Genomic DNA, 15,176 nt, shown 5'->3' on the forward strand with positions numbered 1-15,176 from the left:
CATGCGCACGGCCATGGCCGTCAACGATTGCCGCGATCAATGAACGCCAGCGCGTGATACAGGGCGCGCACCTTGGGCATGTCACAGCCAGCGGCAAGCGCAGCGGCGAGGGGCCGGGCATAGATGGCGTCGAGTTCCAGCGGGCGTTTTTCGGTGAAGTCGTGGTACATGCTCGGCCGGTAATCCGGCATATGGCCGGTGACCTTAAGCAATTGCTCGGCGTAACCCTGCGGCAGCACGTGGCCGCACGCTTCGGCGCCCTGCATCACTTCCGCCATAAGGCCTTGGATCAGCGCGCGACTGTCGGCATCGCCCATCAGCGGCGTGGTGCTGGCGTTGAGCAGCACGGAAAGCCCGTTGTAGGGCACGTTCCACACCAGTTTCTGCCAGCGCGCCTTGTCGAGATTGTCCATCGCCACAGAGTCGATGCCGGCCTGGTGAAACAGCGACGCCCCCTCCTCGACCCATTTCCCCCGTGCAGCCGTATCGGCCGGCCCGCTGTGATAGCCGATATTCACGGCGCCAAAGGCTTGGTGGGTGATCTGGCCCGGACCGGTGCGATGCACGCAGACAAAACACAAGCCGCCCAATAGATGAAGGGAATCCGGTAGCTCGGCGCGCAGCTCTTCCTCGACGCCCAACCCGTTTTGCAGCAGCAGAACTTTGGCGTCCGGCGCCGCGGCCTGAACGATGGCGGAGGCCACCCCGCCGTTGCCGGTGGTCTTCGCGCCGATCAGCAACCAGTCGCAGGGCGGCATGTCGGCGGCGGAGGCGTAGGCGTAGGCCTGGACATTTTCCAGCACTAACGGGCCATGCACATGGCTGTCTACCCGCAGGCCGTTGCGGGCGACGGCCTCGAATTCGCTGCGCAGCAGAAAGTGCACATCGAAGCCGGCCCGGGCCAGCATCACGCCGTAGAAGCCGCCGATCGCGCCGGTGCCGATGATGCCGATCCGGGGTCTGGTTGAGCTTTCGCTCGCTGTGCTCTCGCTCATGGAAACTCCGCTTCAGGGTAATTCGTCTGGCGGCGTCGCCAGCGCGTGGGCCAGGCCCGGGACAATGGCCTCGGCGGACATCTGCGTGCGAAGGGGCCCGAAGAAGGCACCGTCGCGGATCACAAACATCGTCGGCAGATGAAACACGCCGTAGCGCTGCACCGCGCCGCCGTTTTCTTCGGCATCGATCCAGCACAGGCGGTCAACAGGCAGCGATTGCTCGGGTAAATGATGCCGGGCCCAGCGACAACTGGAGCAGCCCAGGCTGGTGAAAATCAGCAGTGAGACGCCGGGCAGGTTGAGAAGTTGCTGGTCGAGGTCGAAGTCCGTCAGTTGCAATTGATCCACGCGCTTCTCCTCTGAATGATGTTCGGGTGATGCCTGTCGCCACCCCAGACAGGTCAGACAATGCCGCAACCGTTGGACGAAAGCCACGTTTACCCATTGTCGAACCACCGGCTAACGCGCTAAGGTTCGGCTCCCCCGTTGCGCTCAATCATGCTCGGCTCCGCCGCACGGGGACGCTGGCGGCCAGCATCCGTGACCTGATGAGTAACACGATGGCTGATTTACCGATTGACGACCTCAACGTTGCCTCCAACGAGACACTGATCACCCCGGATCAGCTGAAACGCGAAATCCCGCTGACCGCCGCCGCCCAGGCCACTGTCAGCCAGGGCCGCGAAGTCATCCGCAACATCCTCGATGGCAAGGATCACCGCCTGTTCGTCGTGATCGGGCCCTGCTCGATCCACGACCTCAAGGCCGCCCACGAATACGCCGATCGCCTGAAAGCACTCGCCGCCGAGGTGTCCGATACGTTGTATCTGGTCATGCGCGTGTATTTCGAGAAGCCACGCACCACCGTCGGCTGGAAAGGCCTGATCAACGACCCATACCTGGACGACTCTTTCAAGATTCAGGATGGTCTGCACATCGGCCGTCAATTGCTGCGCGACCTGGCCGAAAAAGGCCTGCCGACCGCGACCGAAGCCCTCGACCCGATTTCGCCTCAGTACCTGCAGGACCTGATCAGTTGGTCGGCCATCGGGGCGCGCACCACGGAATCCCAGACTCACCGGGAAATGGCCTCGGGCCTGTCTTCGGCAGTCGGCTTCAAGAACGGCACCGACGGCGGCCTGACCGTTGCAATCAACGCCCTGCAATCGGTGTCCAGCCCCCATCGCTTCCTGGGTATCAACCAGGAAGGCGGCGTGTCCATCGTCACCACCAAGGGCAATGCCTACGGCCACGTCGTGCTGCGCGGCGGCAACGGCAAGCCCAACTATGATTCGGTCAGCGTCGCGCTGTGTGAACAGGCGCTGAACAAGGCGAAGATCAAGCCGAACATCATGGTCGATTGCAGCCACGCCAACTCCAATAAGGACCCGGCACTGCAACCGCTGGTGATGGAGAACGTCGCCAACCAGATTCTCGAAGGCAACCAGTCAATCATCGGCCTGATGGTCGAGAGTCATCTGAACTGGGGCTGCCAGGCCATTCCCAAAGACCTCGCCGACCTGCAATACGGCGTGTCCATCACTGATGCATGCATCGATTGGGAAAGCACTGAAAAGACCCTGCGCAGCATGCACGCCAAGCTCAAAGACGTATTGCCCAAGCGCAAGCGCGACTGACCTGCCCGCAGAAACGACAACGCCGAGCACATGCTCGGCGTTTTACTGTGTGACGCGCGCCTGGGTCAGATCTTGGCAGCCTGGCGCTGGTTGCGCTCCATGTAGCGTTCCACGTAGGAGCACGAAGGAATCACGGTGTAGCCGATCCGGTCGGCGTAGTCGAGGGCCACCTTGGTCAAGGCTGCCGCTATCCCACGTCCGCGCAATTCGTTGGGAACGAACGTACGGTAGATATCCAGGGTCTCTTTACCCAGGTCCATGTAGGTCAGATAGGCACGGTAGCCGTCAATATTGACTTCGAACTGGTGACCGGTCTCGTCATGGTGGATGGACAACGCCTCGCTCATCACTACTCCTCGCGGGTCTTGGAATTGGACCCTTACCTTATCGACATTTTCCCGGCGAAGGAACCTCTACAGGCAGTATGAGAACTATTGCCTTCTGCAATAGCGACTTCTGCGGTAGAGCTGACTGCGCCACCCTGTGCCGTTTGGACACCGCGAAGAGCGTCGCTGTTCTCAAACAATTTGAGCACAGGCAAATAGTAGGCGCCCTGAGCAAGTGCGCTCAAGTGAATCAACTGTTAATTGCGCTGCCGCACATCTGAAGGCGTGCACCATGGAACCTGTTGTCGCCGGGCAATGTCCATTGAGACGCAACGCCCGCACTCAAGTCACTTGAAGGTCATTAAAACCGCCCTCAGGGATGCGCCTGTCACGATAATCGACTATACAAAAATGGTCGCCGGTACGTCGCTGGTAGTGGGAAATCGCCAGGGCCGGAGTCACCTGACAGACACCACCGCCTGGGACTCTTTGCGTGCGAAGAAAAAGCGTGAGGAGTTGCACGGAACACGTTCATACCCAAGAATTTTCTGCAGATCTTGCGCGCGGTCCGTTTACTTACTACAAACAATGAGTAAGATGTACGCCGGTCATTTTCTCACTCTCGAGAGATGACTAATTTGATAGAAGTCCTTTAAGGGGAACACGATGAACAACGTTCTGAAATTCTCTGCTCTGGCCCTGGCCGCAGTTCTGGCTACCGGTTGCAGCAGCGCATCCAAAGAAACCGAAGCTCGTCTGACTGCAACTGAAGACGCAGCCGCTCGTTCGCAAGCCCGTGCCGATGAAGCCTATCGCAAGGCTGATGAAGCTCTGGCTGCAGCTCAAAAAGCTCAGCAAACTGCTGACGAAGCCAACGAGCGCGCTCTGCGTATGTTGGACAAGGCTAGCCGTAAGTAATAATCCCCCGGGATTATTGATAAGCCGACCCGTTAACGGGTCGGCTTTTTTATTGCCCGGCGTTTGGCGTCGCAGCGTTACTGCAGCGTCATCGGCGCGCCGCCCACCACGGGCGCAGGCGTGGTCGGCACGGCAATCTCGACCGGCATGCCGTCTTCGGCAGCCACCACGTCCCGCACTTCGTCCCAATTGATGCGCAGGCTGTTGGCCAGGTCTTCACGCTTGAGCAGTGCGTTGATCACGGCGGTGTGCTTGTCGACTACCGACGGCTTGCCGCTTTCGTCCAGCGGCGTGTGCGCTTCGAGGTAGACCTTGCCGCCGCTGACGCCGAACTTATAGGGCTCGCTCATGATGCGCACAGTGGTGCCCACCGGGACCATGTCCGCCATTTCCAGCACGTTGTTGTTGTACATGCGGAAGCAGCCGTGACTGGTGCGCATGCCGATGCCGAACTTCTTGTTCGAGCCATGGATCAGGTAGCCCGGCAAGCCGAGGCCGAATTTGAAAGGACCCAGCGGGTTGTCCGGCCCGGCCGGGACCACGTTGGGCAGGATGTCGCCGTCGGCGGCATGCTCGGCCTTGACCGACGCGGGCGGCGTCCAGGTCGGGTTCGGGGTTTTGGCGGTGACCTTGGTGGTGGAAACCGGCGAACCCCAGCCCTCGCGACCGATACCCAGCGGGAAGGTGTAAACCACGTTCCGACCTTTCGGGTAGTAGTACAAACGGTACTCGGCCAGGTTGATGACGATGCCTTCGCGCGGACCCGGCGGCAGGATGAAACGCGTCGGCAACACTATTTGAGTGCCTGCGCCCGGCAGCCAGGCATCGACGCCCGGATTGGCGGCAATCATTTCCAGATAGCCCAGGTCGTAGCGGGTGGCCAGATCGGCGAAGGTGTCTTCGTACTTGGCGGTGACGGTCTGCACTTGACCGATGATGTCCTCACCGGGCGGCGGCAACGGAAACTCCAGGGCGGAGACGGGGCCGGCCGCGCACAGCGCAGCGAGCGACAGACAGCGGGCGAAAGCTGGAATGCGCGACAACATCCGGAGAATCCTTGGTAAACGGAAGGCTTGATTGTGCGCGATTGTACACGCACGCCTGCGCATTCGGGGAGTGCGCGCGAGCCCTTAGACGCCGGTTTCCAGTTCCGGCCAGATCGGGTGCCAGCCGCGCCGTTGCGCGTCGATGATCGCCCTGCACAGCGGGCACAGTCGCTCATCCTGATAAACCGTCTGCCGGACTTCCGACCAGCGCGGCTGGGCGGGCAGCAAGGTGCCGCACAAGGTGCGGTCGGCGGAGCCTGCCAGCTCGAGCTGGCGAGCGACCAGATGCACGAGGATTTCCTGGCACGCGAACAGGTCGAGCTGTTCGTCGGGCTCGATCAGTTGATAGGCATAAAGGGACCAGGAAGGACGGCGCGGCATTGGGGGCTCCAGAGCGGGGGCGCCACATTAGCCGAAAGCCCCCGTCCGGAAAAGGCCTGCAGGCCTTTAAATCAGCGGTTTTGGTCTGAGGGTCGGGAAACCGCGCAACGGTCGTCGCGGCATCGACGACTCCCGTCCGGATGAGGCAGCCACGCCAAGTGGGGACGCCAGCGGCAGAACAAGCGGTAACCGACGTTCAGCAAGGGCCTCAGCGGCCGCCACGACAGTGGCGCAGCCCAGGCGCCGAGCCCGGCGGCGCGCCAGCTCCAGAGGGTGGCGTCCAGGCCCGTGACCCAGGTGCCATCGTCGAATCGGGCGTGCAATACCGACTCCATCTGCTCACGGCTAAATCCGAGTGCACCGGGGTCAAAACCCTCTTGGCTGATGTCGACGAACAGCAATTGGGCGGCGGTTGCGGTGGCGTCGGCGTGCGCGGAAGCGTGAGAACGCAGGAGCTTGATCTCCCGCGCGCAAAGCGGGCAGTCACCGTCGAAGTACAGCGTGAGTGGCCACTGCTCTTTCTTGTACATCTTTGGGGTCCTGTACAGGTTTTCGCCACCATAGGCGCAAACGGGGCCGCTGACAATGGACGAGACGTCACCCTGAACACGGGCCACGCCACAAGACCATTGGAGGTCTCACGCCAGGCCGAGAAAGACGCCTATGGTCCATAGTCTGTCCCCAGACAGTCCCGTTTAATTTATTAAAATGTCCGACTCATCGACCGGTTTGTCGAAGAAGTGCCGTGGGACCATCACGGTAGGCCGGAACAATCCATTCATTACGCGATTAACAGATTCGCCTTCTAGCAGCTCGCGACTCATGTCGTCTGGCATGCTGTTTCTACAGGTTTGAATAATGGACAAGGCGAGCCCTATTTTCATATGCCGGCCATGAAATGTCGCTTCGCCAGGGGTGAACGCGCGCGATTCAAGTTTATCGATAGCGTCCGCTGCCTCTTCTTCGTCCATATGGTCTTCAATGGCGTCAAAGCGTGAGCCCACAGAGGGCGGTACGGCGGTCAATGGGTCGACAAGATGCAGAGTCGCATGGCTGAGGATCTTGGGCTGATCAAACTTGAATCTCATCAATTTGTCGCCAAACCGGCTGCTGTCTTTCTGAGGTTGATCACCCGCCTCAAGTGAAAAAAACACGTGATCATCGTTGGCAAGCATGGCGATATCGTGGTCCGTCGTGTTTTCAGTGTTGAATTCTATTTGTCTTTCCTCCAGCTTTCTTCTGGAAAATAACGAAACCGTACCGTCCGGACGTTTTATGTCGGCATCAGATGGCGCTGCGTGGGTGATGTAAAGCGGCTCATCAATCAGGCTTTTAATGAAGGCCTTTTCATAATCTTTAAGGCTTGCAGCGTTGACCTCGCTTCTCAGGGCGTCGATGTTTTCAGCTGAAAGCTTCTTCAGCGTCAGGTCTTCCCCGGATTCCAGTTCCCAATACCATTTCGGACCGTTTTTCAGCATCGATGCCTGGACGTTATCCGCGGTTTTCGACCTCAATCCTGAGATTAGTTTTTCTGCAAAGTGGCCGAGCTTGCTATCAAACCGGAGATCCAGAACCGTTTCTCTATCGGAAACTCGGGCTGCCACGAGTGATTTAAGGTACTTATTTTGATCCACGTCAACGGACACGGCTAAAACATCTGGCCCGGGCGTCTGGTTTTCTTCGGTCTCGTGCTGCACCAAATAGGAAACGATTCCGTCCTGACGTTGCGTGGTAGGCGTGTTTTCGTCTGGATTCAGCGCCGTACGCAAATAGGCTCTTGACTGAGCATCAAGCCGGCTTCTGAGCGTTCCTATCAGAAAGGAATCTCCGCCTACTTTCACCTTTGAAGGCATCGCTACGGAACGGTTTCTGGAAGGCGCCAAGTCGGCTGGATAAGTTTGGTTCGACGAACGCGTTGAGGTTGGGGCATTGGAACCATGCGGCTGCGCGCTTTCAGGAATGTGGAAAGCAGGTTGCTGACCTTGATAGGGGCGAATGGGATTCATGTGGGCCTCCTGGTGCCTGGAAGCATATAGGTGGTCTAAGGCGGTCCCCCGGTTCCCAGCGTGATCATGACTGCTCATCTCATTGGGCGTCACCGTCGCTGATGAGAGCATTGATTGTCACAACGGTGGGACAAAGCTGTAATAAATCGCATTACGAGCCGACTGAGGCACCAGAAGGGAACTCCATCCTGAAGCCTCAGAGATTGCATTTAAAGAAGTGGCTTAAGCACCGGCCACACGTTATCCAGCAGGTAAGGCTGAGCCTGGACGTTGGGGTGAATGCCGTCTTGCTGGGTCATGTCAGGCCTGCCGCCCACGCCTTCCAGCATGAAGGGCACCAGCGCAGCGTCGGTGGCTTCGGCGACTTTCGGGTACACCGCCGCGAAGGCCGTGGTGTAGCGCTCACCGTAGTTGGGCGGGATTTTCATGCCCAACAAGAGCACCTTGGCCCCCGCCGCTTTGGACTGCTCAACCATGTCGGTAAGGTTTTGTTGCAATTGCGCCGGGGGCTGCCCGCGCAGGCCGTCATTACCGCCCAGTTCGAGGATCACCAGATCCGGTTTGTGCTCGGCAAGCAGCGACGGCAGCCGCGCCTGGCCTCCTGCACTGGTGTCGCCGCTGACCGATGCATTGACCACTTTTTCCTTGAAGCCTTCCTTTGCCAGACGCTGTTCCAGCAGACTGACCCAACCCAACCGGGTATCCAGGCCGAAAGCCGCGCTGATACTATCGCCAACGATCAGCACCGTGCCTGCCATCGCGCCTTGTGATACCAGCAGCAAACCCAGGCCAGCACTTAAAAACCACGCACGCATCGGATTCTCCATGAGCGAAAGTATTCTCAGTGCTCGGAACCTCAGCAAAGTGGTCCCAAGCACCGAAGGTGACTTGACCATCCTGCACGAACTCTCCCTGGAACTAAACAAGGGCGACACGCTGGCCATCGTCGGCGCGTCGGGCTCGGGCAAATCCACCCTCCTCGGTCTGCTGGCCGGCCTCGACCTGCCCAGCGCCGGTTCCGTCGTCCTGTCAGGGCGCAATCTCAGCGACCTGGACGAAGACCAGCGCGCTCGGGTTCGCGCCGAACACGTGGGCTTCGTGTTCCAGTCCTTCCAGTTGCTCGACAGCCTGAACGCGCTGGAAAACGTCATGCTGCCGATGGAGCTGGAGGGCCGCAAAGACGCCCGTGATCAGGCCCGGCATCTGCTGGAACGCGTCGGCCTGGGTCAGCGTTTGACCCACACGCCGCGGCAACTGTCGGGCGGCGAGCAGCAACGCGTCGCCATCGCCCGTGCGTTTGCCGCCGACCCGGACGTGCTGTTCGCCGATGAGCCCACCGGCAACCTGGACAGCCACACCGGCGAGCGCATCAGCGATCTGCTGTTCGAGCTGAACCAGGAACGCAACACCACCCTGGTGCTGGTCACCCACGATGAGCGTCTGGCCCACCGTTGCCGGCGCCTGATCCGTCTCGAGGGTGGCCGACTGGTCGCCCCCATGGAGCCTTGATGGCACGCCTGCCTTTTTCCCGTCTGCTCAGCCTCGCGGCGCGCCAGCTCATGCGCGATGCCCGCGCCGGCGAGTTGCGCGTGCTGTTCTTCGCCCTGGTGGTGGCGGTTGCCGCCAGCACGGCCATCGGATATTTCGGCGCACGCCTCAACAGCGCCATGCTGCTGCGAGCGACGGAGTTTCTCGGCGCCGACCTCATTCTCGGCGGCTCCGCACCGGCGACGCCTGCACAGATCGACGCCGGCAAGGCGCTGAAGCTGGATCATTCGCAGATCGTGATTTTCTCCAGCGTGGTTGCCACCGATAACGGCATTCAGCTGGCCAGCGTCAAGGCCGTGGACGCGGCGTACCCGTTGCGCGGCGAGCTGAAAAGCGCCCCTGCCCCCTATGAAGCCGAAACCGTTGGCGGTGAGCCCCAAGCCGGCGAAGCCTGGGCGGAAGCGCGGATTCTGGTGGCGCTGAACCTGAAGGTCGGCGACAGCATCGACGTCGGCTCCAAGACCTTGAAGCTGACCCGGGTGCTGACCTACGAACCCGACCGCGCCGGCAACTTCTACAGCCTGACGCCTCGGGTGATGATCAACATGGCCGACCTTGAAGCCACCAAGGTCGTGCAGCCCGGCAGCCGCGTCAGTTACCGGGAATTGTGGCGCGGCACGCCCCAGGACCTCGCCGCGTACCGCAAAGCGATCGAACCCGGGCTGGCGCCGAATCAGAAGATCGACGACGCCCGCGATGGCAACCAGCAGATTGGCGGCGCACTGGGCAAGGCCGAGCGTTACCTGAACATGGCCAGTCTGGTCGCCGTGCTGCTGGCCGGCGTGGCCGTGGCCTTGTCGGCGGCGCGTTTTGCGGTGCGCCGCTTCGACGCCAGTGCGTTGCTGCGTTGCCTGGGTCTGTCGCGCAATGAAGCGCTGGTGCTGTTTGGTTTGCAGCTGGCCATGCTCGGCGTCGTGGCCAGCGCGGCGGGCGCTTTGCTCGGCTGGTTCGCCCAACTCGGGCTGTTTCATTTGCTGGAAAACCTGCTGCCTGCTGCCGTCCCGCCCGGAGGCTGGCTGCCCGCAGTCGCCGGCATCGGCACCGGACTGGTCGCCCTCGCCGGCTTCGCACTGCCGCCCCTGGCTGCTTTGGGTCGCGTGCCACCGCTGCGGGTATTGCGTCGGGACATGCTGCCCATCCCGGCGAGCACCTGGCTGGTCTACGGCGCGGCATTGTTCGCACTGGGCCTGATCATGTGGCGCCTGAGTCTGGACCTGGTGCTGACCTTCGCCCTGCTCGGCGGCGGTCTGATCGCGGCGCTGATACTCGGCGGCGTGTTGCTGCTGGCTCTGAAAAGTCTGCGCCGTTTGCTCGCCGGGGCCTCGCTGCCGTGGCGTCTGGGCCTGGGTCAGCTGTTGCGCCACCCCATGGCCGCAGCCGGCCAGTCCCTGGCGTTCGGTCTGATTCTGCTGTCCATGGGGCTGATTGCGCTGCTGCGCGGCGAGTTGCTCGACACCTGGCAGAACCAGCTGCCCAAGGATGCGCCGAACTACTTCGCCCTGAACATCCTGCCCAACGACAAGGACAACTTCGCTGAACGCATGGGCCGCCTGTCGACCCACAGCGCGCCGCTGTACCCGATGATTCCGGGGCGTTTGATGACGATCAACGGCGAGCCGGTAAGCAAGTTTGTCACCAAGGACTCCCGTGGCGAAAACGCCACCCAGCGCGACCTCAACCTGACGTGGGCGGCGACGCTGCCAGAAGGCAACAGCATCACCGCGGGCCAGTGGTGGGCGAGCGATCAGCCACCTGCCGACGGCGCGGTTCCCGGCGTGTCGGTGGAAACCAAACTGGCCAGCAGCCTGAACATGAAACTGGGCGACACCCTCGGTTTCGTGATCGGCGGGCTGACCCGCGAGGTCAAAGTCACCAGCCTGCGCGACATCGACTGGGACACCTTTCAGCCCAACTTCTTCATGATCTTCCAGCCCGGCACCCTCAAGGACGTGCCGGCCACGTACCTGACCAGTTTCTATCTGGCGCCCGGCAATGATCAGCAGATCGTCGAGCTGTCCCGGGCCTTCCCGGCGGTGACGATCCTGCAGGTAGAGGCGTTGCTGGAGCAGCTGCGCAGCATCCTCGATCAGGTGACGATGGCGGTGCAGTACGTGCTGCTGTTCGTGCTCGCGGCCGGGATGGCGGTGTTGTTCTCCGGCTTGCAGGCGACCCTGGATGAGCGGATCCGACAGGGTGCGCTGCTACGGGCGTTGGGCGCCAATCGTGCGTTGCTGACCAAGGCCCGGCGCATCGAGTTCGGTCTGCTCGGCGCGGTGAGCGGTGTGCTGGCGGCAATTGGGTGCGAGCTGGTGAGCTTTGCGCTGTACCGCTACGCCTTCAACCTGCAGTGGCACCCCCACATCTGGCTGCTGGTGCTGCCGCTGATCGGCGCCTTGCTGGTGGGCGGCGCGGGCGTGTTCGGCACACGGCGGGCGCTGAACGCAAGTCCCCTGCAAGTGCTGCGCGAGGGCTAACGGTGGGGTCTGACGGTGGGCGGCACTGCGCCGCCCACCGTCAACCCGCGCAAAGCCCCCTGCTATTTCAGGTATTCGATCTTGGTGATCCACCATTGCTTGCTGCCGGATGGAACCGGCACCGAGACTTCGTCACCGACTTCTTTCTTCAGCAGGGCCCGGGCCATGGGCGAATCGATGGAGATGTAGTCCATGCGTCCGTAGATCTCGTCATAACCGACGACGCGGAACCGCTTGCTCTCACCCTCCTCGTCCTCGACTTCGACCCACGCGCCGAAGAACACCCGGCCTTCCTGCTCCGGCGAATAGGCGACCACGCGCATGTCTTCCAGACGCTTGCGCAGGTAGCGCACACGCCGGTCGATCTCGCGCAGCAGCTTTTTGTTGTATTGATAGTCGGCGTTCTCGCTGCGATCCCCCAGGGAAGCGGCCCACGCCACTTTCTGCGTGATATCAGGCCGGTGCTCGCGCCAGAGGTAATCGAGCTCCTTCTTCAGGGCGGCATGGCCCTCGACGGTGATTATTTTGGTGCTGATCTCACTCATTGACGCTGTCTCTGCCCCGGGCTGGGTACGTTTGTTCTGTTAGGGACGAAGCCTACAGGGTTGGGCTGGCCGAGGGGCAAATCAAGGCAGCGCTCATTTGACCAGACGCTTTTCTTTGGAAGGCCGATAGCCGAAGTACGCGCTGTAGCATTTGCTGAAATGGCTCGGCGAGACGAACCCGCAGGCCACCAGCACTTCCACCTGGGTCAGCTCAGTGTGCTGCAGCAGGCGGCGGGCCTCGGTGATGCGCAGTTCCAGGTAGTAGCGCTGCGGGGTGGTGCCCAGTTGTTCCTGGAACAGCCGCTCGATCTGTCGCCGCGAACGTCCGGCGTACACCGCCAGTTGCTCCAGTTCCAGGGGTTCCTCAAGGTTGGCGTCCATCAGCTTGACTACTTCCTTGAGCGGCGCGCTGACCGTCATGTGCCGGCTCGGCTTGATCCGCCGATAGCGCGACTCCTCGAAAGACAGAATGTCCTCGATGCCTTCGATCAGCGCCTTGTCGTGCAGCGTCTTGATCCATTCCAGCGCCATGTGGAAGGCCCCGGCGGGACTTGCGGCAGTGAGACGATCGCGGTCGATGACAAAAGCTTCGCTGGTGACTTCGCTGACTTTGCAGATCTCCGCCAGGGCGGCGCGGTGCTCGGGATGAATGGCGCACCGGTAGCCGTCGAGCAAACCCGCTGCGCCGAGGAACCAGGCGCCATTCCACAGCCCCGCGAGGGTGATGCTCTGTTCGGCAGCGGTGGTCAGCAGGTGCACCAGCGGCTCGTCGGCCTTGAGCTCGGTGCGATAACCGCCACAGATCACCAGCAGGTCCAGCGCCTTAAGCGCCGACGCGTCGAACCGCGTGTCGGGCCGGATCACCAGCCCCAGATCACTGACCACTTCGCCCTCGTGCAAGCCAAACGTCCTCGACGTGAACAGATCGGGGCGCAGCAGGTTGGCGGTGACGAACGTGTCCAGGGCCTGGGTGAAAGCCGGCAACGAAAAGTGTTCGAGCAGCAGGAAGCCGGTTCGGGTCTGGGCCGAGGGGCTTCGCCTGTTTTCATCCACGTAGCGAAGGTTCTTGCCCTTCATGCCTCCGCTGAATTCTCGCCGCTCGATCACTGCCGCCTCGCTTGTGCGTCCTGCCTGGGGGTACCGATGGTTGCAGCCGTTCGTAGCCAACAAAGACCTGGAATAACGGCGGCAGGACCGGGTCCGCGCCATTCTAGCGGAACGGCGCCGGCGTTAAAGTTTTGTCGGGGTGGCCGATACACAACAGCCAGCGAAAGAAAGCCTCCCGGCGCTTCGACTCGCGACGACACCGCAACCCTTACCCATCAGGCTGCTTATGGCGCTCGACCCGATCACCCTGCTGACGATGACCATCGCCCTCGCTGCGGCCGCCGCGCTGTACCTGGCCGTGGAGTGGCGGACGGTGCGGGAGCCGTCGCTGCTGTTCTGGAGCGCGGGGTTTGCCGTTATTTCAGTGGGCTCGACCCTGGCATTGCTGCGCAGCAGCGGCATTCTGGTGATTGGCATCTGGTTCGCCAACGGCTTGCTGGTCACCGCCCACTGGCTGTTCCTGCTGGGCGTTGCGCGGTTTACCGAGACCCGGGTGTCGCGGGCCTGGTACCTGATCTTCGTCCTGTGGATCGGGCTGTTGTTGCTGCCGGACCAGCCGTGGTGGTCGAAAGTGATGCTGGCAGCCAACTCGCTGTTGATCTCTCTGCTGATGGTCAAGGCCAGCGGGCTGCTGCGGCCTCACGGCAAGTCCCTGAGCGTCGGCGCGGTGCAGTTGCGCTATGTGCTGCTGGCCCACGGCGTGTTCTATTTTTCCAAGGCGGTCACGGCGGTGGTGCCTGGCACGCTGATCGATCTGGCCGCCTTTCGGGGCGAGATCATCCAGATTTCGCTGGTCGAAGGGACGATGGCGGTGATGCTGATCGCCCTGTCGATGACCGGCTCAGAGCGTCATCGCCGGGAAAAACGCATCGCCCGGCTGGCGGCGCGGGATCCGCTGACGGCCCTGTACAACCGCCGCGCGCTGGAAGTGCGCGGGCAGCGTCTGCTGGAGAACGTTTCGCAGGCGCGGCCGGGGGCGCTGCTGCTGATGGACATCGACAATTTCAAGCTGGTCAACGACCTTTATGGCCACAGCGCCGGCGACCGACTGCTGGTCGCGCTCAGTGAAATTATCCGCGGGGCCTTGCCCACCGGTTCGCTCGCCGCGCGCCTGGGAGGGGATGAATTCGTGGTGTTGCTCAGTGACACCTCCAGCGAGCATTTGCTGGCCGTGGGGAGCACGCTGCGCGAGGCCTTTCACGCGACCGCCTCGGCAACCTTTTCCACGCCCCAGCCCGTTACGTTGAGCATCGGTGCCAGCCTGTTCAGCCAACCGCCGTCCAGCCTGGCTGAATTGATCGAACGCAGCGATGCCGCCTTGTATGAATCCAAACGCGGTGGACGCAACCGCATTCAGCTGGTAGATCAGGACGTCAGCAGCAGCGATCCGCTGTAAATACTCTGAAGGCTAACCGAAGGATCACTTGCCATGGCCATGAGCAGCGCTCATCTGATCTACCGCGCACCGGAACCTGATGATCTTGCCCGCCTGTTCGCCATTTACAGCGACCCGCAGACCCAGCTGTTCAACCCTTCCGGGCCGATGACCGACGAGGCCCAGGCAGCAGCCATGCTCAAGGGCTGGATCGAGCACTAGCAGACCCACGGCTTTGGCTGGTGGGCAATTGCGCGCAAGGAGGCCCCCGAACACATCATCGGCTTCGGCGGCATCGGGTTTCATGATTTTTTGGGCGTGCAAAGGGTCAATCCGGGCTATCGGTTCGCCGTTGAGGCGTGGGGACAGGGGTTTGCCACGGAGATGGGCAGAGCGGCGCTGGACTTCGGGTTTTCAAGCTTGAAGCTGGAAGAGGTCTACGGCTACGTTCGGCCGACCCACGCGGCGTCGATTCGGGTGCTGGAGAAAATCGGCATGCACCGTTGCGGCGAGCTCGATGACGTACCCGGTCAGGCCCCGAGCCTGATGTTCAGCGCCGTGGCCGAGCCATCGCAGTGAGCGATCGGCGACAGGGTCCAATTCAGTGGGAGGTCTGCAGCATTCCGCAGCTCGCGTCGAGCTCATCCCAGGGATGGGCGGCCTCTCGGGCATAGCCGCAGGTCGGCAGATGCACGAAGGTCGCTTCTCGCTCGGCTTCGCTTTGCCTGGCTTTGCAGGTCCTGCACAACACTGTGTGGTCGGTTAACCGCCAGTGGCTGTTCCACCGGACTAGATCGTCGGTCACCATATACTTCCCC

Annotated in this window: 15 protein-coding genes and 1 pseudogene; 6 read left to right on the forward strand and 10 right to left on the reverse strand. The window is 61.7% G+C overall.

All coding sequences use genetic code 11. From position 1 onward, the window contains the following. Positions 1-20: 20 nt before the first annotated feature. Positions 21-995, reverse strand: coding sequence for a putative 2-dehydropantoate 2-reductase (locus tag IFT47_RS08240; RefSeq protein WP_192172426.1), 975 nt, complete (start codon positions 993-995; stop codon positions 21-23). Positions 996-1,007: 12 nt separating this feature from the next. Next, positions 1,008-1,343: a thioredoxin family protein gene (locus IFT47_RS08245; protein ID WP_192172425.1), complete on the reverse strand. Its 336-nt coding sequence runs from the start codon at positions 1,341-1,343 to the stop codon at positions 1,008-1,010. A gap of 212 nt (positions 1,344-1,555) precedes the next feature. Here IFT47_RS08245 and IFT47_RS08250 point away from each other — a divergent pair, with 212 nt between their 5' ends. Continuing rightward, a complete protein-coding gene (locus IFT47_RS08250; protein ID WP_192172424.1) occupies positions 1,556-2,632 on the forward strand; it encodes a 3-deoxy-7-phosphoheptulonate synthase in 1,077 nt (358 codons plus the stop codon). Between the two features lie 65 nt (positions 2,633-2,697). Here IFT47_RS08250 and IFT47_RS08255 read toward each other — a convergent pair whose 3' ends face one another. Then, positions 2,698-2,979, reverse strand: a complete 282-nt coding sequence (locus IFT47_RS08255; protein WP_065988521.1) for a GNAT family N-acetyltransferase — start codon at positions 2,977-2,979, stop codon at positions 2,698-2,700. 645 nt (positions 2,980-3,624) lie between these two features. On the opposite strand from IFT47_RS08255, the gene oprI reads away from it, so the two are divergent. Then, positions 3,625-3,876 (forward strand): outer membrane lipoprotei OprI, encoded by a 252-nt coding sequence (gene oprI, locus IFT47_RS08260; protein ID WP_003199355.1) that lies wholly within the window; start codon positions 3,625-3,627, stop codon positions 3,874-3,876. 77 nt (positions 3,877-3,953) lie between these two features. Here oprI and IFT47_RS08265 read toward each other — a convergent pair whose 3' ends face one another. The 5 genes from IFT47_RS08265 to IFT47_RS08285 form a co-directional block, all read right to left on the reverse strand. Continuing rightward, positions 3,954-4,922: a L,D-transpeptidase family protein gene (locus IFT47_RS08265; RefSeq protein ID WP_192172423.1), complete on the reverse strand. Its 969-nt coding sequence runs from the start codon at positions 4,920-4,922 to the stop codon at positions 3,954-3,956. Between the two features lie 84 nt (positions 4,923-5,006). After that, entirely contained in the window at positions 5,007-5,303 is a 297-nt protein-coding gene (locus IFT47_RS08270; RefSeq protein ID WP_192172422.1) for a hypothetical protein, read from the reverse strand. 71 nt (positions 5,304-5,374) lie between these two features. Continuing rightward, positions 5,375-5,833 (reverse strand): thiol-disulfide oxidoreductase DCC family protein, encoded by a 459-nt coding sequence (locus IFT47_RS08275; RefSeq protein WP_192172421.1) that lies wholly within the window; start codon positions 5,831-5,833, stop codon positions 5,375-5,377. Positions 5,834-5,998: 165 nt separating this feature from the next. Further along, complete coding sequence (locus IFT47_RS08280; protein WP_192172420.1) at positions 5,999-7,309, reverse strand: hypothetical protein; 1,311 nt, start codon at positions 7,307-7,309, stop codon at positions 5,999-6,001. A gap of 209 nt (positions 7,310-7,518) precedes the next feature. Next, on the reverse strand, positions 7,519-8,124 hold the full coding sequence (locus tag IFT47_RS08285; RefSeq protein ID WP_192172419.1) for an arylesterase: 606 nt from the start codon (positions 8,122-8,124) through the stop codon (positions 7,519-7,521). A gap of 10 nt (positions 8,125-8,134) precedes the next feature. Here IFT47_RS08285 and IFT47_RS08290 point away from each other — a divergent pair, with 10 nt between their 5' ends. Further along, the gene (locus IFT47_RS08290; RefSeq protein WP_192172418.1) at positions 8,135-8,818 is read left to right on the forward strand and encodes an ABC transporter ATP-binding protein; all 684 of its coding nucleotides are present in this window, start codon (positions 8,135-8,137) and stop codon (positions 8,816-8,818) included. Then, complete coding sequence (locus IFT47_RS08295; RefSeq protein ID WP_192172417.1) at positions 8,818-11,331, forward strand: ABC transporter permease; 2,514 nt, start codon at positions 8,818-8,820, stop codon at positions 11,329-11,331. Before IFT47_RS08290 ends, IFT47_RS08295 begins: the two co-directional genes overlap by 1 nt. A gap of 62 nt (positions 11,332-11,393) precedes the next feature. Here IFT47_RS08295 and greB read toward each other — a convergent pair whose 3' ends face one another. Beyond that, positions 11,394-11,867 carry a transcription elongation factor GreB gene (greB, locus tag IFT47_RS08300; RefSeq protein ID WP_172613149.1) on the reverse strand — a complete coding sequence of 158 codons (474 nt, stop codon included), beginning with the start codon at positions 11,865-11,867 and terminating at the stop codon, positions 11,394-11,396. A gap of 102 nt (positions 11,868-11,969) precedes the next feature. Beyond that, entirely contained in the window at positions 11,970-12,953 is a 984-nt protein-coding gene (locus IFT47_RS08305; protein ID WP_192172622.1) for a GlxA family transcriptional regulator, read from the reverse strand. A 256-nt stretch (positions 12,954-13,209) separates the two neighbouring features. On the opposite strand from IFT47_RS08305, the gene IFT47_RS08310 reads away from it, so the two are divergent. Further along, positions 13,210-14,379 carry a GGDEF domain-containing protein gene (locus IFT47_RS08310; RefSeq protein WP_192172415.1) on the forward strand — a complete coding sequence of 390 codons (1,170 nt, stop codon included), beginning with the start codon at positions 13,210-13,212 and terminating at the stop codon, positions 14,377-14,379. A 33-nt stretch (positions 14,380-14,412) separates the two neighbouring features. Next, positions 14,413-14,937 (forward strand): annotated as a pseudogene (locus IFT47_RS08315) (GNAT family N-acetyltransferase). Positions 14,938-15,176: the final 239 nt, after the last annotated feature.

Source organism: Pseudomonas sp. CFBP 13711, assembly GCF_014842265.1.
Lineage (GTDB): Bacteria > Pseudomonadota > Gammaproteobacteria > Pseudomonadales > Pseudomonadaceae > Aquipseudomonas.